This is a genomic window from Pseudomonas sp. W2-17, assembly GCF_041060445.1.
GTDB lineage: Bacteria > Pseudomonadota > Gammaproteobacteria > Pseudomonadales > Pseudomonadaceae > Aquipseudomonas.
The window spans coordinates 186,990-210,937 of record NZ_JAUFNS010000003.1 but is presented as its reverse complement, the minus strand read 5'-3'; the positions used below and the strand labels follow the sequence as shown (position 1 = coordinate 210,937).

Sequence of the window (23,948 nt, the reverse complement as noted above, 5' to 3'; positions counted from 1 at the left end):
GCCGGTTTTTGTACAGCTCGCTCGGATTAACGCTTCAGCGAAGCGGGTACGAACGGAGCGATCGAGGTCAGCACCGCTTTGAAGCATTTGGTGTTGCCGGCAACGATGTGGCCTTTTTCAAGGAAGTCGTGACCGCCGTTGAAATCGCTGACCAGGCCGCCTGCTTCCTGAATGAGCAGGGCGCCTGCGGCCATGTCCCACTCTGACAGGCCCGATTCCCAGAACGCATCGAAACGGCCTGCAGCCACGTAAGCCAGGTCCAGGCTCGCAGCGCCAGCGCGACGGATACCGGCAGTCTGGCCCACCAGCGAACGGAACATGTTCATGTAGTTGTCGAGGTTATCGAGCTGGTTTTCGCGGAACGGAAAACCTGTGCCGAGCAGTGCGCCTTCAAGGCTTTTGCGCGGGCTGACACGCAGACGGCGGCCGTTGAGGGCAGCGCCACGACCACGGCTGGCGGTGAATTCTTCCTGACGGACCGGGTCCAGAACAACGGCGTGTTCCAGGCGACCGCGGTATTTGCACGCGATGCTCACGGCGAAGTGAGGAACGCCACGCACGAAGTTGGTGGTGCCATCGAGAGGGTCGATGATCCAGAGATAGTCGGTGCCTTCGCCGCTGCCTTCATGCAGGCCGCTTTCTTCGCCAAGGATGCCGTGGGTGGGATACGCCTTGCGCAGGGCAGTGATGATGCTCTGCTCGGCGGCGCGATCGATTTCGGTTACGTAATCTTTCGCGTCTTTTTCGTCGACCTTGATGGTATCCAGGCGCTCGATGGAGCGGAAAATCAATTCGCTGGCGCTGCGGGCGGCGCGCAGCGCGATATTCAGCATGGGCTGCATGGATGGATCACCTAGGTCGTTAAAGAGAGCCGGCCATTCTATGGGTTCTCTTGGATGATTTCCAGCGCGAGTGCAGACTTTGCCGCGCGTCCGGTCGGCTTGGTGTGCGCAGGTCAGCAGTGCCCTGTCACCTTTTAGTGGCGCATCCAGTGCGTGAGGCGCAAGGTTCGTGGCGTTGAAGCAAGCGCTTCTGTAACATTCGTCCCCCTCTTTTACCTGCTAGCGAGACTTCACCAGTGCTGCAAAATATTCGTGTCGTCCTGGTCGGTACCAGTCATCCCGGAAATATCGGCGGCGCCGCGCGTGCCATGAAAAACATGGGCCTTTCGCGTCTGGTGCTGGTTGATCCTGCCATGTTTCCCCACCATGAAGCCGATGCACGGGCGTCTGGCGCGGGCGACATTCTGGAAGGCGCGCAGGTCGTGGCGACGCTGGAAGATGCATTGGTAGGTTGCAATCTGGTACTGGGTACCAGCGCCCGGGATCGCCGTATTCCCTGGCCGCTGCTCGACCCTCGCGAAGCGGGCGTCAAGACCGTCGAACATGCCGCGCTGGGCGAAGAGATCGCACTGGTGTTCGGCCGTGAATACGCCGGCCTGACCAATGAAGAGCTGCAGCGCTGCCATTATCACGTACACATTCCTTCGGACCCGGAATTCAGCTCGTTGAATCTGGCTGCCGCCGTGCAGGTGTTGAGTTACGAAACACGCATGGCCTGGCTCGCGGCGGATGGTCAGGCGAGCAAGGTGGAGAAGTTCGAGGTCAACTCGGTGCGCAGTACCGAGCTGGCGACCATGGATGAGATGGAAAAATTCTATGAGCATCTTCAGTCCACGCTGGTCACCATTGGCTTCCTTGATCCCGAGAAGCCGCGTCATCTGATGGCCCGGCTGCGTCGTCTATACGGGCGCTCGGCGGTCAATCGATCCGAGATGAGCATCTTGCGCGGTATCCTCACCGAGACCCAGAAAGCGGCCAACGGCGAACCCTATAAACGGAAGGATCAGTGATGTTCGAGCGTCTGCGGGAAGACATCCAAAGCGTGTTTCATCGTGATCCGGCAGCTCGTAACGCTTTCGAAGTGTTGACCTGCTACCCCGGCATGCACGCGATCTGGCTGCATCGGCTGTCCGGCTGGCTGTGGCGCAACGATCTGAAGTGGCCAGCGCGCATGGTTTCCAACTTCGGTCGCTGGCTGACCGGCATCGAAATCCATCCCGGCGCTAAAGTCGGCCGGCGCTTTTTCATCGATCACGGTATGGGCATCGTCATCGGCGAGACCGCCGAGATCGGCGATGACGTGACCCTTTATCAGGGCGTAACGCTGGGTGGTACCAGCTGGAACAAAGGCAAACGCCATCCCACTCTGGAGTCCGGTGTCGTGGTGGGTGCGGGTGCGAAGGTACTCGGGCCATTCACGGTGGGTGCCGGGGCGAAGGTCGGTTCCAACGCGGTGGTGACCAAGCCCGTGCCGGCGGGTGCGACTGTGGTGGGCATTCCCGGACGAATCATCGTCAAGTCTGACGATGAGGCCGAAGCCAAGCGCAAGGCGATCGCCGAAAAGCTCGGCTTCGATGCTTACGGCGTCAGCGAGGACATGCCCGATCCAGTGGCGCGCGCGATCGGGCAATTGCTCGATCACCTGCAAGCGATGGACGTTCGTGTGGAAGACATGGGCAAGGCATTGAAGAGCCTGGGCGGCGAATATCGCGAGAAGGAATTGCCGGAGTTGCGTCAGGAAGTCTTCGACTGCATGAAAGAGCCTTGCCAGGCTGATGCTCCCCGGAAATGAAGCAGCAGCGCGGCTGCAGACGGCACATGTGCCAATCCCCGCCGCGTTTTGCTATGATGCGGCCGCGATTTTGCGGGTAATCCCGACTGTTCCACTAGGTCTTATAGTTGACTTAAATACTCGGGAATAGCATACTCGCCCTCATTCCGAACCTCCGCGGTACACGCCATGCGACTGACTACAAAAGGCCGATACGCTGTCACTGCCATGCTCGATCTGGCATTGCATGCGCAGCATGGGCCAGTGTCCCTGGCCGATATCTCCGAGCGGCAAGGGATTTCCCTTTCCTACCTCGAGCAACTGTTCGCCAAGCTGCGCCGCGGCAACCTTGTTTCCAGCGTACGCGGTCCCGGCGGCGGTTATCAGTTGTCCCGCGACATGCAGGGCATTCAGGTAGCGCAGGTGATCGACGCAGTCAACGAATCGGTTGATGCGACGCGCTGCCAGGGGCTCGGTGATTGCCATGCTGGCGACACCTGTCTGACCCACCACTTGTGGTGCGACCTCAGTCAGCAGATTCACGAATTTCTAAGCGGTATCAGCCTGGCCGACCTCGTCACTCGCCGTGAAGTGCAAGAAGTCGCCCAACGTCAGGATCTGCGCCGTTGCGGTAGCAAGACGCAGCCACTGGACAAGATTGAAACATCCGCCGTTGAGTGAACGCAGATGAACGCGCGGCGCGCCTGCCCGATAGGAGATATTCAATGAGATTGCCGATTTACCTCGATTATTCCGCAACCACCCCGGTCGATCCGCGTGTTGCGCAGAAAATGAGCGACTGCTTGCTCGTGGATGGCAACTTCGGTAACCCGGCGTCGCGCTCCCACGTCTTTGGCTGGAAGGCTGAAGAGGCGGTAGAGAACGCGCGTCGTCAGGTCGCCGATCTGGTCAACGCCGACCCGCGCGAAATCGTCTGGACTTCCGGTGCCACCGAGTCCAACAACCTCGCGATCAAGGGTGCTGCGCATTTCTATGCCTCCAAAGGCAAGCACCTGATCACCAGCAAAATCGAACACAAAGCCGTGCTCGACACCATGCGTCAGCTTGAGCGTGAGGGCTTTGAAGTCACCTACCTCGAGCCGACCGAAGATGGCCTGATCACTCCAGCCATGATCGAAGCTGTCCTGCGCGACGACACCGTTCTGGTCTCGATCATGCACGTCAACAACGAGATCGGTACGGTCAACGACATCGCAGCGATTGGCGAGATGACCCGTTCCCGCGGTGTTCTCTTTCACGTCGACGCAGCGCAGGCCACCGGCAAGGTTGAAATTGACCTGGCCAACCTCAAAGTTGATCTGATGTCGTTCTCGGCCCACAAGACCTACGGCCCTAAAGGCATTGGCGCACTGTGGGTCAGCCGTAAGCCACGTGTCCGCATCGAAGCCGAAATGCACGGTGGCGGTCACGAACGTGGCATGCGTTCCGGCACGCTGGCGACCCACCAGATCGTCGGCATGGGCGAAGCGTTCCGCGTTGCCAAGGAAGACATGGCCGCCGAGAACGTTCGCATCAAAGCCTTGAGCGATCGCTTCTATCAGCAGGTTGCGCATCTGGAAGAGTTGTACGTCAACGGCAGCATGACTGCCCGCGTGCCGCACAATCTCAACCTGAGCTTCAACTATGTGGAAGGCGAGTCGCTGATCATGGCGCTCAAGGATCTGGCGGTATCGTCCGGCTCCGCATGCACCTCGGCTTCGCTCGAACCTTCGTACGTGCTGCGCGCCCTGGGTCGTAACGATGAGCTGGCACACAGCTCGATCCGTTTCACTTTCGGTCGCTTCACCACTGAAGAAGAGATCGACTACGCCGCGCAGAAAGTCTGTGAGGCTGTCACCAAGCTGCGCGCCTTGTCGCCGCTGTGGGACATGTTCAAAGACGGCGTCGACATCTCCAAGATCGAGTGGGCGGCGCACTAATTCAAAGTCGCCATTTCATGCGGCACTTTGAAAACCGGGTTTTCCAAGTGTCGTGAGAGCGACGTGTTGTATCTGATGAGGATTGCACCATGGCTTACAGCGAAAAGGTCATCGACCACTACGAAAATCCCCGCAACGTCGGCAAGATGAACGCGGAAGACCCTGATGTCGGCACCGGCATGGTCGGCGCGCCGGCATGCGGCGACGTCATGCGTCTGCAGATCAAGGTCAACGAGCAAGGCATCATCGAAGACGCCAAGTTCAAGACCTACGGCTGCGGCTCTGCCATCGCGTCGAGCTCCCTGGCCACCGAATGGATGAAGGGCAAGACTCTGGATGAAGCAGAGACCATCAAGAACACTCAGCTGGCTGAAGAACTGGCGCTGCCGCCAGTGAAAATCCACTGCTCCGTTCTCGCCGAAGACGCCATCAAGGCGGCCGTTCGCGACTACAAGCAGAAGAAAGGCCTGCTCTAAGCAGAGTCTGTTCCGCTGCGTTAAGTAACTTGCGTGAGGTAAGGAGTTCCGATGGCTATCAGCATGACCGAAGCGGCCGCCAACCATGTACGCCGCTCCCTCGATGGGCGTGGCAAGGGTGACGGCATTCGTCTGGGCGTTCGCACGACCGGTTGTTCAGGCCTTGCCTACGTGCTCGAGTTTGTCGATGAGCCGGAAAGCGAAGACACGGTGTTCGAGTACCACGGCGTCAAGGTGATCATCGATCCCAAGAGCCTGGTCTATCTCGACGGCACCGAGCTCGATTTCGTCAAGGAAGGGTTGAACGAAGGCTTCAAGTTCAACAATCCCAACTCGCGCGGTGAATGTGGCTGCGGCGAAAGCTTCAACGTCTGAGGCTTATTGTGGGTACTCCTTGTCACTTTGCTTTATTCGACCTGCAGCCGGGCTTCAATCTGGATCTCGAGCTGCTGGCGACGCGCTACCGTGAGCTTGCCCGGAGCGTGCACCCCGACCGTTTTGCCGACGCCCCCGAGGCTGAGCAACGGGTTGCGCTGGAGCGCTCTGCCAGTCTGAACGACGCCTACCAAACGCTGAAGAATGCGCCCAAAAGGGCGCGCTACCTGCTGGCGCTGAAGGGCGAAGTTCCGCTGGAAGTCACCGTGCAGGATCCCGAGTTTCTGATGCAGCAGATGCAGTGGCGCGAAGAGCTCGAAGATCTCCAGGACGAAGCGGATCTGGCAGGCGTCGCGGTATTCAAGCGCCGGCTCAAGGTTGCCCAGGAAGAACTGAACGAAAGCTTCGCGGCCTGTTGGGACGATGCTGCACAGCGTGACCAGGCTGAAAAGCTGATGCGTCGCATGCAGTTCCTCGACAAGCTCTCCTACGAAGTGCGCCAGCTCGAAGAGCGCCTCGACGATTAACCCCGCGCCGTCCTTCTGGGGCGGCACGCCAGTGATATCAGAAAAGCAATGGCTCTACTGCAGATCGCCGAACCCGGCCAAGCTCCAAAACCTCATCAGCGTCGCCTGGCTGTCGGGATTGACCTCGGCACCACCAATTCGCTGGTGGCTGCCTTGCGCAGCGGCATCAGTGAGCCGCTCCCCGACGCAAGCGGCCAGGTCATCCTGCCGTCTGCCGTTCGCTATCACGCCGAGCGCGTAGAAGTGGGCCAGTCGGCCAAGGACGCTGCGGCGACCGATCCGCTGAACACCATCATTTCCGTCAAGCGCCTCATGGGTCGCGGGATCTCCGATGTGAAGCATTTGGGTGGGCAGCTGCCCTACCGCTTCACCGGTGGCGAGTCCCACATGCCGTTCATTGAGACGGTGCAGGGCCCGAAGAGCCCGGTTGAAGTGTCGGCCGACATCCTCAAGGTGCTGCGTCAGCGCGCTGAAGAAACCTTGGGTGGCGAGCTGGTTGGCGCGGTTATCACTGTTCCTGCTTATTTCGATGACGCCCAGCGTCAGGCCACCAAAGACGCCGCCAAGCTGGCGGGTCTGACCGTCCTGCGCCTGCTTAACGAGCCCACTGCGGCTGCCGTGGCGTATGGCCTGGATCAGAACGCTGAAGGCGTGGTCGCCATTTACGACCTGGGCGGCGGCACATTTGACATCTCGATCCTGCGCCTGACTGGGGGCGTGTTTGAAGTCATGGCCACCGGCGGCGACAGCGCGCTGGGCGGTGATGATTTCGACCACGCCATCGCGACATGGATCATTGCTGAAGCCGGTCTGTCCGATGATCTCGATCCGGCTGCCCAGCGCCGTCTGATGCAGACGGCGTGCGCGGCGAAAGAATCCCTGACCGACGCCGATTCGGTCGAAGTCGTCCATGGCGACTGGCAGGGTGTACTCACCCGCGCCGCATTCGATGCCCTTATCGAGCCGATGATCGCCCGCAGCCTCAAAGCGTGCCGTCGTGCCGTTCGTGATTGCGGCATCGAGCTGGATGAAGTCGAAGCCGTGGTCATGGTGGGCGGTTCCACCCGTGTACCGCGTGTTCGCGAGGCGGTGGCAGAGCTGTTCGGTCGTCAGCCGTTGACCGAGATCGACCCGGATCAGGTAGTCGCCATCGGTGCTGCGATCCAGGCCGATACGCTGGCAGGCAACAAGCGCGATGGCGGCGAGTTGTTGCTGCTCGACGTGATCCCGTTGTCCCTGGGGCTGGAGACCATGGGCGGCCTGATGGAGAAGGTCATTCCGCGCAACACCACGATCCCGGTGGCCCGCGCCCAGGAATTCACCACTTACAAAGACGGCCAGTCGGCCATGATGATCCACGTACTGCAAGGCGAGCGTGAACTGATCAGCGACTGCCGTTCTCTGGCACGCTTCGACCTGCGTGGCATTCCCGCGATGGTCGCCGGCGCCGCCAAAATTCGCGTGACCTTCCAGGTCGACGCCGATGGCCTGCTCAGCGTGTCCGCCCGCGAGCTGGCTTCGGGCGTTGAGTCGAGCATTCAGGTCAAGCCTTCGTATGGCCTGACTGATGGTGAAATCACCCGCATGCTCAAGGATTCGTTCCAGTACGCCAGTGATGACATGGTGGCTCGCGCGCTGCGTGAACAGCAGGTCGACGCCCAGCGTTTGCTCGAAGCCGTCGAAGGCGCGTTGCAGGCCGATGGCGAGCGCTTGCTCGATGCCGAAGAGCGCATGGTCATCGACCTGCAGATGGAAGAACTTCGTGAATTGATGAAGGGCGATGACGGCCCGGCCATCGAGCTGCAGACCAAGCGTCTGTCGCAGGTGACTGATGCGTTCGCCGCCCGCCGCCTTGACTCGACGGTGAAAGCCGCACTGTCAGGGCGCAACCTGAATGAGATTGAGGAATAACTGATGCCGCAGGTCACATTTCTGCCACACGCCGAGCATTGCCCGGACGGGATGGTTGTCGAGGCTGAAGTCGGCAAGTCGATTCTGGAACTCGCCCACGATCACCACATCGAGATCGAAAGCGCATGCGGCGGCGTCTGCGCCTGCACTACCTGTCACTGCATCATTCGTGCGGGCTTCAACTCCCTCGAAGAAGCGGACGAGCTGGAAGAGGACTATCTTGATCGTGCATGGGGTCTGGAAGCGCAGTCCCGCCTGGCGTGCCAAGCCAAGGTCGGTACGGAAGACCTGACTGTCGAGATCCCGAAATATTCGCTTAACCACGCTGCCGAAGCGCCGCACTGATCGAGAAGCTGTCATGAGTTACGGTTGGAATGACGTACAACGCATCGCTGAAGAACTCGCCGAGGTTCATCCTGGCGTTAACCCGTATTCGGTAGGGTTTACCAAGCTGCAACTGATGATCAAGCAACTGCCGGATTTTGACGACACCTCTGGCCGCGTCGGCGAGAAAGTCCTCGAGGCAGTCCAGGCGCGCTGGGCCGACGAAATCGACTGATCAAATTTGCACGTTAGGCAATAACATCAAACCCGCGTATAATTCGCGGGTTTAATTTTTCGCAATAATCACTGCTTCTGGAGTTACACCATGGCTGTTCAACGTACTTTCTCGATCATCAAGCCTGATGCTGTTGCCAAAAACGTCATCGGCGAGATCACCACCCGTTTCGAAAAAGCCGGTCTGCGCGTTGTCGCTTCGAAACTGAAGCAACTGTCCAAAGCCGAAGCAGAAGGTTTCTACGCTGAGCACAGCGCTCGTGGTTTCTTCGGTGATCTGGTTGCATTCATGATCTCCGGCCCGGTGGTCGTGCAGGTTCTGGAAGGCGAAAACGCTATCGCTCTGAACCGCGAACTGATGGGCGCTACCAACCCTAAAGAAGCAGCTGCCGGCACTATCCGTGCTGACTTCGCTGATTCCATCGACGCCAACGCTGTTCACGGCTCCGACTCCGAAGCCGCTGCTGCTCGTGAAATCTCGTACTTCTTCGCTGCTACCGAGGTAACCACTCGCTAAGCTATTGCTGCGAGTGAGGGTGAATCCATGACTGAATCAACTGGCAAAATCAACCTGTTGGGTCTGACCCGGCTGGAAATGGAAAAATTCTTCGAGTCTATCGGGGAGAAACGCTTCCGCGCCGGTCAGGTCATGAAGTGGATTCACCACTTTGGCGTCGATAACTTCGACGCCATGACGAACGTCGGCAAGGCTCTGCGCGAAAAGCTGCAGAGCCGTGCCGAAATTCGGGGTCCTGAAGTCGTCAGCGAGGACATCTCCACCGACGGCACCCGTAAATGGGTCGTCCGTGTCGAGTCCGGCAGCTGCGTCGAGACCGTTTACATTCCGCAAGGCAAGCGCGGCACCCTGTGTGTCTCGTCCCAGGCGGGTTGTGCGCTGGATTGCAGTTTCTGCTCCACGGGAAAACAAGGCTTCAACAGCAACCTCACCGCCGCCGAAGTCATCGGTCAGGTGTGGATTGCCAACAAATCTTTCGGCAGTGTCCCGGCTACCGTCGACCGTGCCATCACCAACGTGGTGATGATGGGGATGGGCGAGCCATTGCTGAACTTCGACAATGTCGTTGCCGCCATGCATCTGATGATGGATGACCTGGGGTATGGCATTTCCAAGCGCCGGGTGACGCTGTCCACCTCCGGCGTGGTGCCGATGATCGATGAGCTGTCCAAGCACATCGACGTCTCGCTGGCTCTTTCGCTGCACGCGCCCAATGACGCGCTGCGCAACCAGCTGGTGCCGATCAATAAAAAGTATCCCCTGAAAATGCTCCTCGAGTCCTGCCGCAACTACATGTCTGCATTGGGCGAAAAGCGTGTGCTGACCATCGAGTACACGCTGCTCAAGGACATCAACGACAAGCCTGAGCACGCCATCGAGATGATCGAGCTGCTCAAGGACACGCCCTGCAAGGTCAACCTGATCCCGTTCAATCCGTTTCCGCATTCGGGCTATGAACGCCCCAGCAACAACGCGATCCGTCGTTTCCAGGATCTGCTGCATCAAGCCGGCTTCAACGTCACTGTGCGGACCACGCGCGGTGAAGACATCGATGCTGCCTGCGGCCAGTTGGTCGGGCAGGTCATGGACCGCACCCGTCGCAGCGAGCGCTATATCGCCGTGCGGGAGCTCAGTGCCGATGCCGACGTGGTGCAGGTCGCTTCCGCTCGCAATTGAATGCGAATTTGACTGAGAGGATCTCTATGTCCCTGCGCGTCGCGCTGCTGCTCTGTTTTGCCACGCTGCTGGTCGGTTGTGTGTCCACCGGCAACGTCGATCCGCTGAGTACCAGCAAGGGACGTGACGAGGCTCGTCAAGCTTATGTGCAGTTGGGGTTGGGCTATCTTCAGCAAGGCCAGATGGAACGAGCTAAGGCGCCTCTTAAAAAGGCGCTCGAGCTAAACGGCTCCGATGCGGACGCCAATGCCGCGCTGGCGTTGGTGTTTCAGGCCGAGATGGAACCGGAACTGGCGAACCAGTATTACGAAAAAGCGTTGTCGGCACGTTCCAAAGACGCGCGAATCCTCAACAATTACGGCAGCTTTCTCTACCAGCAAAAGCGTTACAAGGAAGCTTACGAGCGCTTCGAGCAGGCCGCTGAGGATAACCTCTACGCCGAGCGCGCCCGGGTGTTCGAAAACCTCGGCATGACGGCTGTGATGCTCGGCAATCGCGACGCCGCCCGTGAGCATTTCGACAAAGCGCTGCGCCTGGATCGTCAGCAGCCACGCGCGTTGCTGGAAATGGCTGAGTTGTCGTACGAAGACAGGCATTATGTGCCGGCGCGCGATTACTACGAGCGTTTCAGCCAGTTAAGCGAGCAGAATGCGCGAAGCCTCTTGCTCGGCACGCGGCTGGCGAAGGTGTTTGATGATCGCAACAAGGCAGCCAGTTACGGCTTGCTTCTAAAAAGACTCTATCCCGGTACGCCGGAATATCAGCAATACCTGTCGGAGCAATGATGAAAGCGGCGCATCCCGAAGTTGTAGCAGCCACTCGCACGAACCCAGGCGAAACATTGCGACAGGCCCGCGAGAGCAAGAGCTGGTCGCTGCCAGATGTGGCGTTGAGGCTTAACCTCACCGTGGCTTCCCTGACTCATCTGGAAGCGGGCGATTTCGACAAACTCCCCGGTCATACGTTTGCCCGCGGCTATGTCCGTGCCTACGCCAAGCTGCTGGACCTTGATCAAGCTGCATTGGTCAGTGCATTCGATCAGTACACCGGCACCGACGGCAAGGGCAGCAGCGTTCATGCGCTGGGCCGAATCGAAGAACCGGTGCGTCTCTCCCACAATATCCTGCGCATCGTCAGCCTCTTGCTGCTCATCGCATTGATCGGCGGCGGCTTCGTATGGTGGCAGGATCAAGCCACATTGCGCGGGAAGGAACCGACCAATCTGGGCATGGAGCACGTCGAAGTCGAAAGCGCCGACGGCACCACCCAGATCCATCCGCTCGACGAGCCGGAAGATCAAGCTGTGGCTCAAGGTCAGACCGCGCTGCCGTTGAATAACGCCGAGCCTGCGTCCGCGCCTGTAGCGCCTGCTTCATCCAGCAGCGCGTCCAGCGGCACGGGCACCGTTGCAGGCGCTGTTGTTCCCCACAGCACATCAACCACCGCTCCGGTAACGCCTGCGCATACCGCGTCGACGCCAACCGCGCCGGTCACGACCGTAGCGCCAACACCTGCGACAACCGCGCCCGTCAACAGCGCCCCGAGCGCAACCGCTGACGCCGCGCCTGTACCGGCAGGAGCTGGCCGCGTGCAGGTTCAGTTTGTGAATGATTGCTGGACCCAGGTCACCGACGGCAACGGCAAGGTGCTGATGAGCGGTCTGAAGAAAAAAGGCGACAGCCTCGACGTCAATGGCAAGCCACCGCTGACCCTGCGCCTGGGCTTCGCTCGTGGCGCACAAGTGAGCTACAACGGTCAGCCGGTTGATGTGGCACCTTTCACCAGTGGCGAAACTGCTCGCCTGAAGCTAGGGCAATAAGTCATGCACGGCGAATCTCCGATCAAACGTCGCGAATCTCGTAAAATCTGGGTCGGCTCGGTGCCGGTCGGTGGCGATGCCCCGATCGCAGTGCAGAGCATGACCAACAGCGACACCAATGACGTCGCGGCCACGGTGGCGCAGATCAACCGTCTGGAAGCCGCTGGCGTGGACATCGTCCGCGTCTCGGTGCCGGACATGGACGCTGCCGAGGCTTTTGGCCGTATCAAGCAGTTGGTCAAGGTCCCGCTGGTCGCTGACATCCACTTCGATTATCGAATCGCCCTGCGCGTTGCCGAGCTGGGCGTCGATTGCCTGCGGATCAATCCGGGCAACATCGGTCGCGAAGACCGCGTCCGCGCGGTGGTCGAGGCGGCCCGTGACCGCGGCATACCGATCCGCATCGGCGTCAACGCCGGGTCGCTGGAAAAAGACCTGCAGAAGAAGTACGGCGAGCCAACGCCGGCGGCTTTGGTTGAGTCCGCGCTGCGGCACGTCGAGCATCTGGACCGTCTGGATTTCCAGGACTTCAAGGTCAGCGTCAAGGCCTCCGATGTGTTCATGGCGGTCGAGGCTTATCGCCTCCTTGCCAAACAAATCATCCAGCCGTTGCACCTGGGTATCACTGAAGCGGGCGGTTTGCGCTCAGGCACAGTGAAATCGGCCGTCGGCCTAGGTATGCTGCTGGCCGAAGGGATCGGCGATACCATTCGGATTTCGCTGGCTGCCGATCCGGTTGAAGAAGTGAAGGTCGGTTACGACATCCTCAAGTCGCTGCGTCTGCGTTCCCGTGGCATCAACTTCATCGCCTGCCCGAGCTGCTCGCGGCAGAACTTCGATGTGGTCAAGACCATGAACGAGCTGGAAGGGCGCCTTGAAGATTTGCTGGTCCCGCTGGACGTTGCGGTGATCGGTTGCGTGGTAAACGGTCCCGGCGAGGCGAAAGAAGCCCACGTCGGTCTGACCGGAGGCACGCCGAACCTGATCTACATCGATGGCAAGCCGGCGCAAAAGCTGACAAATGACAATCTGGTGGATCAGCTTGAACGCTTGATCCGTCAGAGAGCGGCCGAAAAGGTCGAGGCCGACGCAGCGCTGATCGCGCGCGGCTAACCCAGTTTCCAAGGAATATTTGTGAGTAAGTCTCTGCAAGCCATTCGTGGCATGAACGACATCCTGCCGGATCAAACGCCGCTGTGGCGCTACTTCGAAGGCACCGTATCGCGTTTGCTGGATAACTACGGTTATCGCCAGATCCGCATGCCGATCGTCGAGTTCACCGACCTGTTCAAACGCTCCATCGGCGAAGTCACCGACATCGTCGAAAAAGAGATGTACACCTTCGCCGACCGCAATGGCGATTCGCTGACCCTGCGCCCTGAAGGAACAGCGGCCTGCGTGCGTGCGGTCCTCGAACACGGCATCACCGGCGGCGGTCAGGTGCAGAAACTCTGGTACATCGGCCCGATGTTCCGCCACGAGCGTCCGCAGAAAGGCCGTTATCGTCAGTTTCACCAGATCGGCGTCGAGGTGTTCAACCTCGATGGTCCGGACATCGACGCCGAGCTGATCGTGCTGACCTGGCGCCTGTGGGGCCTGCTGGGCATCCGCAATGCTGTCAAACTGGAGCTCAACAGCCTGGGCACCAGTGAAGCCCGCGGCCGCTATCGTGAAGCGCTGGTCGAGTATCTCTCTGCGCGTCACGAGCAACTGGACGAAGACAGCCAGCGTCGCCTGAAGACCAACCCGCTGCGTGTGCTCGACACCAAAAACCCTGAAACCCAGGCTGTGCTGGTTGATGCACCCAAGCTGGCCGATTACCTGGACGACGAATCCCGGGTTCACTTCGAAGGCCTGAAGTCGCGTCTCGACGCGGCGGGCATTCCGTACGTGATCAACCCGAAGCTGGTTCGCGGCCTGGATTACTACAGCAAAACCGTATTCGAGTGGGTCACTGACCAGCTCGGCGCTCAGGGCACTGTCTGCGCGGGCGGCCGTTACGACGGTCTGGTCGAGCAGATGGGCGGCAAGCCGACCTCGGGCGTGGGCTTTGCCATGGGCATCGAACGTCTGGTGCTGCTGCTGGAAACCCTTGAGCAGATCCCTGAAGAAATCGCCCGTACGGTCGACGTTTACGTCTGCGCATTCGGCGAAGCCGCCGAGCTGGCAGCGCTGACGCTCTCCGAGCGCTTGCGCGATCTGGCGCCGAACCTGCGTCTGCAAGTCAATGCCGGGGCTGGCAGCTTCAAGAGCCAGTTCAAGAAGGCCGACAAGAGCGGTGCGTTGTACGCGCTGATCCTTGGCGACGAAGAGCTGGCGCGCAAGGAAGTGGGCGTCAAGCCGCTGCGTGGTCAGGGCGAGCAACAAAATATTGCCTGGGATGCTCTGTCCGAGCACCTGGCCACCTGCATCTCGCAGGGTTGAAGCAGATAAAAGCCGATTTAGCGAATAGGAGTATTGGGGTGTCGAGTACCGATGATGATGAGCTGGTTGCCGTAAAGGACTGGTGGCAGCGTAACGGCAAGCCTCTGGTGACCGGCGGCCTGCTGGCGGTGATCGTGGTGTTGGGCTGGCAAGGCTGGCAGCGCTATCAGAACAACCAGGCGCAAGGTGCTTCGGCGCTGTATCAGCAGTTGCTGGAAACCGCACTCACACCAAGCGGCCAGGCTGATGCAGGCCGTGTGGCCGAGATCGCCGGCAAGCTGAAGAGCGATTTTGGCGGCACCGCGTATGCGCAGTACGGCAGCCTGTTCGTGGCCAAAGTGGCTGTGGACACCGGCAAGCTGGATGACGCTGCGAACGAGCTCAAATCCGTGACCGACAAGCCGGCCAACGCGACGCTGGGTGAAATCGCCCGTCAGCGTCTGGCTCGCGTGCTCGCTGCACAGAACAAGGCCGAAGACGCGCTGAAGCTGCTCGACGGTCAGGCCGACCAGTCTTTCGCGGCCAGCCGAGAAGAGCTGCGCGGTGACCTGCTGGTTCAGCTGGGTCGTACCGATGATGCCTACGCTGCATACAAGAAGGCCAAGGCGGCGCTTTCCGAAGAAGCGGCTGTTGGCGGTCTGCAAATGAAGCTCGACGATCTGGCGAAAGGGGATGCGTGACGTGATTCGTTGGAAACATGCAGCATTGCTGGCTCTGGCCATTCTGGCCGCGGGTTGCAGCAGCAACAGCAAAAAAGAGCTGCCTCCGGCAGAACTCGTCGACTTCAAACAGGAAGTGACCCTGCAGAAGTTGTGGAGCCGTTCCGTCGGTGACGGTCAGGGCGACATCTACAACATGCTGGTTCCGGCCATCGACGGCGAGAACATCTACGCTGCCGATGCGAACGGTCTGGTCATGGCGATCAATCGCAGCAACGGCGACGTTGTCTGGAAAAAAGAGCTTGAGCAACCGGTTTCCGGCGCCGTCGGCGTAGGTTTCGGTCTGGTCATGCTGGGCACGTTGCGCGGCGAAGTCATCGTTCTCGATGAGGCCACCGGCGAGCAGAAGTGGAAAGCCAAGGCGACCAGCGAAGTGCTGTCCGCTCCGGCCACCAACGGCAGTGTCGTGGTTGCCCAGACTCAGGATGACCGGGTTATCGGTTATGACGCCATCACTGGCGATCAGCGCTGGATCTACGAAAGCAGCCCGGCTGTTCTGACGCTGCGTGGCACCGGTGCGCCGATCGCGACCTCGTCGCTGGCCATCGCAGGCTTGTCCACGGGCAAGGTTGTGGCGCTGGATATCAACAACGGCGTCCCGGCCTGGGAGCAGCGCGTTGCCGTTCCGACAGGTCGCTCCGAGCTGGATCGCGTAGTCGATATCGACGGTGGCCTGCTGCTTTCGGGCAACACGCTGTATGTCGCGACCTATCAGGGCCGTGTAGCCGGTCTGGAGCTGCAGAGCGGCCGCGTGCTGTGGCAGCGTGACGCCTCGAGCTATTCGGGTGTGGCGCAAGGCTTCGGCAGCGTTTACGTCTCGCTGGCCAACGGCACCGTAGAGGGGATCGATGAGCGCTCTTCCACCGGTCTGTGGAGCAACGACTCGCTGGCCCGTCGCCAACTCGGCGCGCCGGAAGTGTTCTCCAGCTACGTCGCGGTGGGTGACATGGAAGGTTATCTGCACCTGCTGAGTCAGGTCGATGGCCATTTCGTCGCCCGTGAAAAGATTGACAGCGACGGCTTGCGTGCTCGCCCGCTGGTCTCCGGCAGCACCATTTACGTCTTCGGCAACAGCGGCAAGCTAGAAGCCCTGACGATCAAGTAGTGGCTGCCTATGCTTGAGGAGGTCGTTTTTCGGCTTCCCCAGGCGGCCCCGGTTTAATGGGGCCTGCGACGCTTCGGTGTCGCTCCGAACTCCGGCCGCTGCCTTGCAGCGGCTTTTGTATTTTCTGAAATAACGAAGTGGAGAGCCGCATGGTTCCCGTAATCGCCCTGGTGGGTCGACCGAACGTCGGCAAGTCCACCTTGTTCAACCGCCTGACCAGGACTCGCGACGCCATCGTCGGCGACTTGTCCGGTCTGACCCGTGATCGCCAATACGGTGAGGCCAAGTGGCAAGGGCGCTCCTACATCCTGATCGACACCGGCGGTATCTCCGGTGATGAACACGGCATGGACGAAAAGATGGCCGAGCAGTCGCTGCTGGCCATCGAAGAAGCCGATGTCGTGTTGTTCCTCGTTGACGCCAAAGCAGGCTTCACTGCCGCCGACCAGATGATTGGCGAGCACCTGCGCAAGCGCAACAAAACCTCTTACGTCGTTGCCAACAAGGTCGACAACATCGACCCTGACATGGCCCGCGCGGAGTTTGCACCGCTGGGCATGGGTGACGCGATTCCGGTTGCCGGCGCTCACGGACGCGGCATCACGCAGATGCTCGAAATCGCCCTGCGCGATTTCCCGAAAGACGCAGACGAAGTCGAAGAAGGCGAGGAAGAGGAAGTCGTCGCCGAAGGTCAGGAAGCCAAGCGCATTCCTGGACCGAGCGAGAAGGACGGCATCAAGATCGCCATCATCGGTCGTCCGAACGTCGGCAAGTCGACGCTGGTCAATCGCATGCTCGGTGAAGACCGCGTTATCGTCTACGACGAGCCCGGCACCACCCGCGACAGCATCTACATCCCGTTCGAACGCAACGAGGAAAAGTACACGCTGATCGACACCGCTGGTGTGCGCAAGCGCGGCAAGATCCACGAAGAAGTCGAAAAGTTCTCCGTGGTCAAAACCCTGCAGGCGATCAAAGACGCCAACGTGGTGATCTTCGTGATGGACGCCCGCGAAGGCGTTGTCGACCACGACCTCAACCTGCTGGGCTTTGCCCTTGAGTCCGGTCGTGCACTGGTCATCGCGCTGAACAAGTGGGATGGCATGGTGCCGAGCGAGCGCGACTACGTGAAGGTCGAGCTGGAGCGTCGGTTGTTCTTCGTCGACTTCGCCGACATCCACTTCATCTCGGCGCTGCATGGCACCGGTGTGGGTAACCTGTATCAGTCGGTGCAGAACTCGTTCAAATCCGCTGTGACCCGTTGGCCGACCAGCCGCCTGACCCAGATTCTGGAAGACGCGGTCAGCGAGCACTCACCGCCAATGGTGGGCAGCCGCCGCATCAAGCTGCGTTATGCCCACCTGGGTGGCGCGAACCCGCCGTTGATCGTGATCCACGGCAACCAGGTCGAGAAAGTGCCGAAGTCGTACGTCCGGTACCTTGAGAACACCTATCGCCGTGTGCTCAAGCTGGTCGGTACGCCGATCCGCATCGAGTTCAAGGGCGGCGAGAACCCGTACGAAGGCAACAAGAACACGCTGACCGACCGCCAGGTCAACAAGAAGCGTCGGATGATGTCGCACCACAAGAAGGCCGACAAGAAGCGCCGCGACAAGCGCTGATCGTGTAACGGTCTTTCTCGGAAAAGGCGCCAGCGGCGCCTTTTTTTGTGCGCGACATCTGGGCTATCCTGCGAGTCCCCGAGCCCTTCAGGTGTCGGGAGTGGAGCAGGAAAACCCCCATGATCACCAGCAAACTGCCGAACGTTGGCACCACCATTTTTACTGTGATGTCTCAGCTTGCCGCCGAAACCGGGGCGATCAATCTGTCTCAGGGTTTTCCCGATTTCGATGGGCCTGACGCACTGCGTGAAGCCCTTTGCCGCCGCGTCATGGACGGCAACAATCAATACGCGCCAATGGCCGGCCTGCCGGCATTGCGCGAGCAAGTCGCGGCCAAGATTGCCCGGTGCTACGGCCGTCAGGTCGGCGTCGACAGCGAAATCACCATCACCCCCGGCGCCACCCACGCCATCTTCTGCGCCATTCAGACCGTTGTGAGCGCCGGCGATGAAGTGATCGTCTTCGATCCGTGCTACGACAGTTATGCGCCGTCGGTGGAACTGGCCGGCGGGCGCACCGTGCATGTGCAGCTCAAAGACGGCGACTTCGCCATCGACTGGGAAAAGCTCGGCGCGGCGTTGAGCCCTCGCACCCGGATGATCGTCATCAACACGCCGCACAACCCCAGCGGCGCGCTGATCACTCGTGACGAACTGGATCGCCTGGCGGCATTGATCCGTGACCGGGACATTTACCTGCTCAGCGACGAGGTCTACGAGCATCTGGTGTTCGATGGCCTCCAGCACGCCAGCGTCCTGGCCCACGACGAACTCTATCAGCGCGCGTTTGTGGTCAGTTCGTTCGGCAAGACTTACCACGTCACTGGCTGGAAAACCGGCTACCTTGTTGCGCCGCCTGCACTGACCGCCGAAGCACGAAAGATCCACCAGTTCGTCGCGTTCTGCGGCGTCACGCCGTTGCAATGGGCCTTGGCCGATTTCATGGCGGCGCACCCTGAACACGTCGACGAACTGCCGGCGTTCTATCAGGCCAAACGCGACTATTTCTGCGATCGCCTGGAAGCCTCGCGCTTCACCTTCACGCGCGCCAGCGGCACGTACTTTCAGCTCGTTGATTATTCGCAGATCCGCCCGGACCTCAACGACGTCGACATGTCGCTGTGGATGACCCGCGAGCACGGCGTGGCGAGCATTCCCATTTCGGTTTTCTATCAGAATCCGGCTGAAGGCCAGCGCCTGATCCGGCTGTGCTTTCCCAAGCGCGAGGAGACGCTGCGTCTGGCAGCGGAAAAACTATGCGCGATCTGACCACGCTGCCCAATCTGAACATCGCGCTGGTTCAGACCACGCTGGTCTGGCACGACGCCCCGGCGAACCATGCGCATTTTGAAGAACTGCTGGCCCAGGCCAGGGGCGCAGATCTGGTGATCCTGCCGGAGATGTTCACCACCGGGTTTTCCATGGAATCCGAACTGCTCGCCGAGCCCGAAGACGGCCCGACCGCTCAGTGGATACTGGCCCAGGCCAGGCAACTGAATGCGGTGGTGACCGGCAGCGTGATCATTCGCGCCGCTGACGGCAGCCATCGCAACCGCCTGCTGTGGGCGCGACCGGACGGCGAGCTGCTGCATTACGATAAGCGCCATCTGTTCAGAATGGCCGGCGAGCACGAGCACTACAGCCCGGGGGAGCGTCAGGTGCAGTTCGAACTCAACGGCTGGCGAATTCGTCCGCTGATCTGCTACGACCTGCGTTTTCCGGTGTGGAGCCGTGATGCGCACAACACCGATCTGTTGCTCTATACCGCCAACTGGCCGGGCGCGCGCCGTCTGCATTGGAACCGTCTGCTGCCGGCGCGGGCGATCGAGAACCTGTGTTATGTCGCGGCGGTGAATCGCGTGGGAATCGACGGCAAGGGCTTCGCTTACACGGGCGACAGTCAGGTGCTGGATTTTCAGGGCGAGAGCCTGCTCAACATCGGCGAGGCGGATGGCGTGTTCCAGGTCAGCCTGTCAGCGCAGAGTCTGGCGGCGTACCGCGAGAAATTCCCGGCCTGTCTCGACGCTGATACATTCGAGATACAGTAACGTCATAGAGTTAACGGACGGGTGGTCGATAGCGGTTGTACCCAGACAGGAGATCGGTATGACCACTATCAGCACATCCTCATTGAGTTCGTATTCCACCAGTTTCACCGTCGCGGTCAAAAAAGACGCCACAGCAACGGCGGCTGACAGCGACGCCTCCACCACCACTGATGCCACGTCGGCGTCTGCATCGACCACTGCCACTGCGGCAGGTGGCGCTGGCGGTGCTGGCGGTGCAGGTGGAGCCTCTGATTCTTCCAGCACCAGCGAGCAGGCCATCGCGAAGCTGGAAGAGCAGATCAAGGAAACCCAGAAGCGCTTGCAGGAGCAGCAACAGCAGCTCGCTGCCGCCCAGGCCAGCTCTGGCACCGACGAGGAGAAGTCGGCGCGGGTGATGGCCATTCAGGGACAGATCTCGTCGACGACCGCCAGTCTATCGACGGAACAGGCGGCCCTCTTGCAACTGCAGAAGTCCGGCAGCATCAACACCACCGCCTGATTCACTGACTCAGAAACAAACCGCTCCATGACCCCGGTCGTGGGGCGTTCTTGTGTCTGCAATAAATTGGACTTCAGATGTTTGTACGCTGGCCGATACAAAGTGCACCTCATAAGGAGTTCATCATGACCACCATCAACACCAGTTCGTTGGGTGCTTACTCCAGCGTGTTCACGGCCGCCGTCAAAACCGACGACTCCACCAAGAGCGATGCCAAGACCGCCAGCGTCGAGTTGCGTGGCAATGTGTATGGCGACACCAAGGCGGCCGGCGCCAGTGAGTCAGGCGACGCGCCGAGCATGAAGGAGGAGATGATCAAGCAGTTGCAGGAGCAGATTCAGCAAACCCAGAAAATGCTCCAGCAGCAGCAAGCCCAGTTAGCCGCAGCCCAGAGCAGTAAGGTGCCGGATGAGCTGAAAGCCACGCAGGTCATGGCGATTCAGCAGCAGATTTCCGGGACCATGGCTCAGTTGGGCGCACTGCAGGCGTCGCTGTTGAACTTGATGAAAGTCAAAGTCGACACCACGGCCTGATTATCCAGCGCTAAAACAAAAGGCCCTGAAGTTCGCACTTCAGGGCCTTTTTTATCGGGCGCAGCTTTCTATCCCGAAGCGTTAAGCCGCTTTCGTCGCATCAGCCTGGAGCAGGCCACGATTGAGGGCGCTGAACAGTGCCTTGAAGCTGGCCGTGGTGATGTTCTCGTCGATGCCGACGCCGTGTACCGCGCGATCACCATCCACACGCAGCTCGATGTAGGCAGCGGCTTTGGCCGTGGTGCCCGCGCCGATGGCGTGTTCGTTGTAGTCCATGATCTCGGCCGACACCGGGAGGCCAGCGACGAGCGCTTCGAGTGCGCCATTGCCGGTGCCTTTCCAGCGCAGATTGCTCTCGCTGTCGCCCATACCGGTCACGACCACTTCTACGGCGCTGTTGCCGTTTTCTTCCTGCAAGCGGTGGCTGACGAGCGCGTACGGCTTGTTGGCCTGCAGGTATTCACGCTTGAACAGCGAGTAGATCTGCTGCGCAGTCATCTCCAGGCCGAGACGATCGGTCTCGCCCTGAACCACCTGGCTGAACTCGATCTGCATGCGACGCGGCAGGGAAATGCCGTATTCCTGTTCCAGCAGGTAAGTAATCCCGCCTTTGCCGGACTGGCTGTTGACGCGGATGACCGCCTCGTAGCTGCGGCCAATGTCGGCCGGGTCGATTGGCAAGTAAGGCACTTCCCACAGCGTGCCTTCCTTCTGTTGAGTGAAGCCTTTTCGGATCGCGTCCTGGTGAGAGCCGGAGAACGCGGTGTGCACCAGGTCGCCAACGTACGGGTGACGCGGGTGCACCGGAATCTGGTTGCACTCCTCAACCACCTTGCGCACACCGTCGATGTCCGAGAAGTCCAGTTGCGGATTCAGGCCCTGGGTGTACATGTTCAGCGCGACGGTCACGAGGTCGACGTTGCCGGTGCGCTCGCCGTTGCCGAACAGGCAGCCTTCAACCCGATCCGCGCCCGCCATCAGGCCCAGTTCGGTCGCCGCGACGCCGGTGCCACGGTCGTTGTGGGTGTGCAAGCTAATGATCACGCTGTCACGACGGGAAATGTTGCGGCAGAACCATTCGATCTGGTCGGCGTAAATGTTCGGGGTCGCGACTTCGACGGTTGCCGGCAGGTTGAGGATCGCCTTGTTCTGCGGCGTCGCGTTCCACACTTCGATGACGGCGTCGCAGACTTCCTTGGCGAACTCTAGCTCGGTGGCGCTGAACGTCTCAGGCGAGTACTCGAACTGCCATTGGGTTTCTGGCTGCAGGGCGGCGTATTTGACGAACAGCTGAGCGGCATTCACGGCGATGGCTTTCACGCCCGCTTTGTCCTGGTTGAAGACGATGCGGCGGAAGGACGGGCAGGTGGCGTTGTACAGATGGACGATGGCTTTTTTCGCACCACGCAGGGACTCGAACGTCCGCGCGATCAGGTCTTCGCGGGCCTGAGTCAGCACCTGAATGGTGGTGTCGTCCGGGATGTGGCCGTCTTCGATGAGCGTGCGCACGAAGTCGAAATCGGTTTGCGAGGCGGAAGGGAAGGAGGCTTCGATTTCCTTCACGCCTACTTGAACGAGGGTCTTCCAGAAACGCAGCTTTTTGACCGCATCCATGGGCTCGATCAGCGACTGGTTACCGTCACGCAAGTCGGAACTGCACCAGATCGGTGCCGCAGTGATGGTCTTGGAGGGCCAGGTGCGGTCAGGCAGGTCGATGACAGGAAAGGCGCGGTACTTCGTCGAGGGATCTTTGAGCATGGTCATGTGAATAATCCTTGTTGTACTCAGGGCCGAAAGAAGGCGGCCAGCCGGTTGATGCGAGAGTAGCACTGCGGGCGAGCGTCGAGGCACCGCGTTCAGGTTTGCAGTCGTGCACTGACGAGGCAGAGGCAGCGATGTTGACGCATCAGAATGAGGGTGTGAGAGGTTTTCATGTCGCCAAACGTAACCAATGGGGTGAAAGCTGGCAAGCGGTTGGGAAAAATTGAGAGAAGTGACCGGTAAATACTCGATATCCAGTTTTTATTGCTGGATTCTAAGGCTCTGCGCGATTTAATTGCCCTGTCAGTCGGGTGTGCGCAACATTGCGGTCGCTGATTTTGAACACGGCCAAGCGGCAAACTTGTTACCTGTGGGAGTGAGCTTGCTCACGAAGACGGTGTTCCAACCCCTGGAGGTCTGGCGGATCTACCGACCTCTTCGTGAGCAAGCTCACTCCCACATAAACGTGTTCGCCGCATGATCGTGCGGCCCCCCCCACAGCGCCATTACCCCCGATCAAGCGCTACGGCTGAAACGCGTTAATGAAAATCGCCGGATCTACCCGCGCGTCATTCAGGCTGACGTTCCAGTGCATGTGCGGCCCCGTTGCGCGACCGGTCGAACCGACACGCCCGACCACACCACCGCGCGGCACGGCATCGCCGACCTTCACGTCGATCTTCGACATATGGCAGAACATGCTGATGAAGCCCTGCCCGTGATCGACGAACACCGTGTTGCCGTTAAAGAAGTAGTTGCCGATCAGAATCACTTTACCCGCAGCCGGCGACTTGATGGGAGTGCCCGCAGGCACGGCGAAATCGAGGCCCGCGTGAGGGTTGCGCTCCTCGCCGTTGAAAAAGCGTCGCACGCCGAATTTGCTGGAGAGCGGCCCGTCCACTGGCTTGTCCAGCAACAGGTTGCTCGGCGTCACGGGACTGAATGTGCGGTAAGCGCGGACCTGCACGTCGAGTTCCTGCTCGATGCGCTTGAGGTCGTCCGGGTTCGGATTGACCTGACGCTGGTTCTTCAAGGTGATGCGCTGTTCAGGGTACTTCTTGTTGCCCACCACGAAAGGCAGGTTGCGGCCGCCGCTGCTGACCTGCTGCGCAGTGCCTGGCGTGACGCTCAGCGGAATGCCGACGATGGCCAGCCAGCGCGCGTCCTGATCCTTGACCACCAGCACGGGTTTGCCCTGCCAAGTTGCTTTCGGCGCTTGTGCTGCAGGGCCGAGATCGATAACCGCTACGCCGCCCGGCACCGGTTTGTTGAGCAGGCGGGAAATGTAGCTGTCAGCGTAGGCGGGCAGGGCAGCACACATGACCA

At 60.1% G+C, this 23,948-nt stretch carries 26 protein-coding genes; 23 read left to right on the top strand and 3 right to left on the bottom strand.

Annotated elements, in window-relative coordinates:
• Positions 1-26: 26 nt before the first annotated feature.
• Entirely contained in the window at positions 27-842 is an 816-nt protein-coding gene (suhB, locus tag QWI20_RS05090) for an inositol-phosphate phosphatase (RefSeq protein ID WP_074886357.1), read from the bottom strand.
• Positions 843-1,078: 236 nt separating this feature from the next.
• On the opposite strand from suhB, the gene trmJ reads away from it, so the two are divergent.
• The 23 genes from trmJ (at position 1,079) to QWI20_RS04975 (ending at position 20,861) form a co-directional block, all read left to right on the top strand.
• Positions 1,079-1,852, top strand: a complete 774-nt coding sequence (trmJ, locus tag QWI20_RS05085) for a tRNA (cytosine(32)/uridine(32)-2'-O)-methyltransferase TrmJ (RefSeq protein ID WP_122623401.1) — start codon at positions 1,079-1,081, stop codon at positions 1,850-1,852.
• Positions 1,852-2,634, top strand: a complete 783-nt coding sequence (cysE, locus tag QWI20_RS05080) for a serine O-acetyltransferase (RefSeq protein WP_172610818.1) — start codon at positions 1,852-1,854, stop codon at positions 2,632-2,634. The genes trmJ and cysE overlap by 1 nt, the downstream gene beginning before the upstream one ends.
• Positions 2,635-2,802: 168 nt before the next feature.
• On the top strand, positions 2,803-3,294 hold the full coding sequence (gene iscR, locus QWI20_RS05075; RefSeq protein WP_172610826.1) for a Fe-S cluster assembly transcriptional regulator IscR: 492 nt from the start codon (positions 2,803-2,805) through the stop codon (positions 3,292-3,294).
• A gap of 44 nt (positions 3,295-3,338) precedes the next feature.
• Positions 3,339-4,553 (top strand): IscS subfamily cysteine desulfurase, encoded by a 1,215-nt coding sequence (locus QWI20_RS05070; protein WP_172610828.1) that lies wholly within the window; start codon positions 3,339-3,341, stop codon positions 4,551-4,553.
• 89 nt (positions 4,554-4,642) lie between these two features.
• Complete coding sequence (gene iscU / locus QWI20_RS05065; protein WP_062383507.1) at positions 4,643-5,029, top strand: Fe-S cluster assembly scaffold IscU; 387 nt, start codon at positions 4,643-4,645, stop codon at positions 5,027-5,029.
• 51 nt (positions 5,030-5,080) lie between these two features.
• On the top strand, positions 5,081-5,404 hold the full coding sequence (gene iscA / locus QWI20_RS05060; RefSeq protein WP_065990022.1) for an iron-sulfur cluster assembly protein IscA: 324 nt from the start codon (positions 5,081-5,083) through the stop codon (positions 5,402-5,404).
• Positions 5,405-5,412: 8 nt separating this feature from the next.
• Positions 5,413-5,931, top strand: coding sequence for a co-chaperone HscB (gene hscB, locus QWI20_RS05055; protein WP_369304483.1), 519 nt, complete (start codon positions 5,413-5,415; stop codon positions 5,929-5,931).
• A 48-nt stretch (positions 5,932-5,979) separates the two neighbouring features.
• A complete protein-coding gene (gene hscA, locus QWI20_RS05050; protein WP_369304482.1) occupies positions 5,980-7,842 on the top strand; it encodes a Fe-S protein assembly chaperone HscA in 1,863 nt (620 codons plus the stop codon).
• 3 nt (positions 7,843-7,845) lie between these two features.
• On the top strand, positions 7,846-8,187 hold the full coding sequence (fdx, locus tag QWI20_RS05045; protein ID WP_065990018.1) for an ISC system 2Fe-2S type ferredoxin: 342 nt from the start codon (positions 7,846-7,848) through the stop codon (positions 8,185-8,187).
• A gap of 13 nt (positions 8,188-8,200) precedes the next feature.
• A complete protein-coding gene (gene iscX / locus QWI20_RS05040) occupies positions 8,201-8,401 on the top strand; it encodes a Fe-S cluster assembly protein IscX (protein WP_369304480.1) in 201 nt (66 codons plus the stop codon).
• Between the two features lie 90 nt (positions 8,402-8,491).
• Positions 8,492-8,917 carry a nucleoside-diphosphate kinase gene (ndk, locus tag QWI20_RS05035; RefSeq protein ID WP_007916882.1) on the top strand — a complete coding sequence of 142 codons (426 nt, stop codon included), beginning with the start codon at positions 8,492-8,494 and terminating at the stop codon, positions 8,915-8,917.
• A gap of 27 nt (positions 8,918-8,944) precedes the next feature.
• Entirely contained in the window at positions 8,945-10,093 is a 1,149-nt protein-coding gene (rlmN, locus tag QWI20_RS05030) for a 23S rRNA (adenine(2503)-C(2))-methyltransferase RlmN (protein WP_192170740.1), read from the top strand.
• Positions 10,094-10,119: 26 nt separating this feature from the next.
• A complete protein-coding gene (gene pilW / locus QWI20_RS05025) occupies positions 10,120-10,878 on the top strand; it encodes a type IV pilus biogenesis/stability protein PilW (protein WP_192170741.1) in 759 nt (252 codons plus the stop codon).
• Complete coding sequence (locus QWI20_RS05020; RefSeq protein WP_369304479.1) at positions 10,878-11,912, top strand: RodZ domain-containing protein; 1,035 nt, start codon at positions 10,878-10,880, stop codon at positions 11,910-11,912. The genes pilW and QWI20_RS05020 overlap by 1 nt, the downstream gene beginning before the upstream one ends.
• A gap of 3 nt (positions 11,913-11,915) precedes the next feature.
• Positions 11,916-13,025, top strand: coding sequence for a flavodoxin-dependent (E)-4-hydroxy-3-methylbut-2-enyl-diphosphate synthase (ispG, locus tag QWI20_RS05015; protein ID WP_369304478.1), 1,110 nt, complete (start codon positions 11,916-11,918; stop codon positions 13,023-13,025).
• 21 nt (positions 13,026-13,046) lie between these two features.
• Positions 13,047-14,336 (top strand): histidine--tRNA ligase, encoded by a 1,290-nt coding sequence (gene hisS / locus QWI20_RS05010; protein ID WP_369304477.1) that lies wholly within the window; start codon positions 13,047-13,049, stop codon positions 14,334-14,336.
• Between the two features lie 38 nt (positions 14,337-14,374).
• Positions 14,375-15,016: a tetratricopeptide repeat protein gene (locus QWI20_RS05005; RefSeq protein ID WP_369304476.1), complete on the top strand. Its 642-nt coding sequence runs from the start codon at positions 14,375-14,377 to the stop codon at positions 15,014-15,016.
• On the top strand, positions 15,009-16,160 hold the full coding sequence (bamB, locus tag QWI20_RS05000; protein ID WP_065990004.1) for an outer membrane protein assembly factor BamB: 1,152 nt from the start codon (positions 15,009-15,011) through the stop codon (positions 16,158-16,160). Before QWI20_RS05005 ends, bamB begins: the two co-directional genes overlap by 8 nt.
• Positions 16,161-16,309: 149 nt before the next feature.
• Positions 16,310-17,782: a ribosome biogenesis GTPase Der gene (der, locus tag QWI20_RS04995; protein WP_369304474.1), complete on the top strand. Its 1,473-nt coding sequence runs from the start codon at positions 16,310-16,312 to the stop codon at positions 17,780-17,782.
• A 119-nt stretch (positions 17,783-17,901) separates the two neighbouring features.
• Positions 17,902-19,050 (top strand): pyridoxal phosphate-dependent aminotransferase, encoded by a 1,149-nt coding sequence (locus tag QWI20_RS04990; protein WP_369304473.1) that lies wholly within the window; start codon positions 17,902-17,904, stop codon positions 19,048-19,050.
• The gene (locus QWI20_RS04985; RefSeq protein ID WP_369304471.1) at positions 19,038-19,829 is read left to right on the top strand and encodes an amidohydrolase; all 792 of its coding nucleotides are present in this window, start codon (positions 19,038-19,040) and stop codon (positions 19,827-19,829) included. The genes QWI20_RS04990 and QWI20_RS04985 overlap by 13 nt, the downstream gene beginning before the upstream one ends.
• 58 nt (positions 19,830-19,887) lie before the next feature.
• Positions 19,888-20,328: a hypothetical protein gene (locus QWI20_RS04980; protein WP_369304470.1), complete on the top strand. Its 441-nt coding sequence runs from the start codon at positions 19,888-19,890 to the stop codon at positions 20,326-20,328.
• A 125-nt stretch (positions 20,329-20,453) separates the two neighbouring features.
• Positions 20,454-20,861 carry a hypothetical protein gene (locus QWI20_RS04975; RefSeq protein ID WP_369304469.1) on the top strand — a complete coding sequence of 136 codons (408 nt, stop codon included), beginning with the start codon at positions 20,454-20,456 and terminating at the stop codon, positions 20,859-20,861.
• Positions 20,862-20,942: 81 nt separating this feature from the next.
• On the opposite strand, the gene leuA is transcribed toward QWI20_RS04975, so the two are convergent.
• Positions 20,943-22,625, bottom strand: coding sequence for a 2-isopropylmalate synthase (gene leuA, locus QWI20_RS04970; protein ID WP_369304467.1), 1,683 nt, complete (start codon positions 22,623-22,625; stop codon positions 20,943-20,945).
• Positions 22,626-23,145: 520 nt separating this feature from the next.
• Entirely contained in the window at positions 23,146-23,943 is a 798-nt protein-coding gene (locus QWI20_RS04965; RefSeq protein ID WP_369304596.1) for a peptidoglycan DD-metalloendopeptidase family protein, read from the bottom strand.
• Positions 23,944-23,948 lie beyond the last annotated feature (5 nt).

Excerpts from the sequence above, each read along its gene's own strand:
- iscA (WP_065990022.1), top strand. The coding sequence starts at position 5,081 with ATGGCTATCAGCATGACCGAAGCGGCCGCCAACCATGTACGCCGCTCC.
- ispG (WP_369304478.1), top strand. The coding sequence starts at position 11,916 with ATGCACGGCGAATCTCCGATCAAACGTCGCGAATCTCGTAAAATCTGG.
- ndk (WP_007916882.1), top strand. The coding sequence starts at position 8,492 with ATGGCTGTTCAACGTACTTTCTCGATCATCAAGCCTGATGCTGTTGCC.
- QWI20_RS04990 (WP_369304473.1), top strand. The coding sequence starts at position 17,902 with ATGATCACCAGCAAACTGCCGAACGTTGGCACCACCATTTTTACTGTG.
- leuA (WP_369304467.1), bottom strand. The coding sequence starts at position 22,625 with ATGACCATGCTCAAAGATCCCTCGACGAAGTACCGCGCCTTTCCTGTC.
- bamB (WP_065990004.1), top strand. The coding sequence starts at position 15,009 with ATGCGTGACGTGATTCGTTGGAAACATGCAGCATTGCTGGCTCTGGCC.
- QWI20_RS04965 (WP_369304596.1), bottom strand. The coding sequence starts at position 23,943 with ATGTGTGCTGCCCTGCCCGCCTACGCTGACAGCTACATTTCCCGCCTG.
- QWI20_RS05020 (WP_369304479.1), top strand. The coding sequence starts at position 10,878 with ATGAAAGCGGCGCATCCCGAAGTTGTAGCAGCCACTCGCACGAACCCA.
- QWI20_RS04985 (WP_369304471.1), top strand. The coding sequence starts at position 19,038 with ATGCGCGATCTGACCACGCTGCCCAATCTGAACATCGCGCTGGTTCAG.
- iscU (WP_062383507.1), top strand. The coding sequence starts at position 4,643 with ATGGCTTACAGCGAAAAGGTCATCGACCACTACGAAAATCCCCGCAAC.
- QWI20_RS05070 (WP_172610828.1), top strand. The coding sequence starts at position 3,339 with ATGAGATTGCCGATTTACCTCGATTATTCCGCAACCACCCCGGTCGAT.
- iscR (WP_172610826.1), top strand. The coding sequence starts at position 2,803 with ATGCGACTGACTACAAAAGGCCGATACGCTGTCACTGCCATGCTCGAT.
- rlmN (WP_192170740.1), top strand. The coding sequence starts at position 8,945 with ATGACTGAATCAACTGGCAAAATCAACCTGTTGGGTCTGACCCGGCTG.
- iscX (WP_369304480.1), top strand. The coding sequence starts at position 8,201 with ATGAGTTACGGTTGGAATGACGTACAACGCATCGCTGAAGAACTCGCC.
- cysE (WP_172610818.1), top strand. The coding sequence starts at position 1,852 with ATGTTCGAGCGTCTGCGGGAAGACATCCAAAGCGTGTTTCATCGTGAT.
- der (WP_369304474.1), top strand. The coding sequence starts at position 16,310 with ATGGTTCCCGTAATCGCCCTGGTGGGTCGACCGAACGTCGGCAAGTCC.
- suhB (WP_074886357.1), bottom strand. The coding sequence starts at position 842 with ATGCAGCCCATGCTGAATATCGCGCTGCGCGCCGCCCGCAGCGCCAGC.
- hscA (WP_369304482.1), top strand. The coding sequence starts at position 5,980 with ATGGCTCTACTGCAGATCGCCGAACCCGGCCAAGCTCCAAAACCTCAT.
- QWI20_RS04980 (WP_369304470.1), top strand. The coding sequence starts at position 19,888 with ATGACCACTATCAGCACATCCTCATTGAGTTCGTATTCCACCAGTTTC.
- fdx (WP_065990018.1), top strand. The coding sequence starts at position 7,846 with ATGCCGCAGGTCACATTTCTGCCACACGCCGAGCATTGCCCGGACGGG.
- pilW (WP_192170741.1), top strand. The coding sequence starts at position 10,120 with ATGTCCCTGCGCGTCGCGCTGCTGCTCTGTTTTGCCACGCTGCTGGTC.
- QWI20_RS04975 (WP_369304469.1), top strand. The coding sequence starts at position 20,454 with ATGACCACCATCAACACCAGTTCGTTGGGTGCTTACTCCAGCGTGTTC.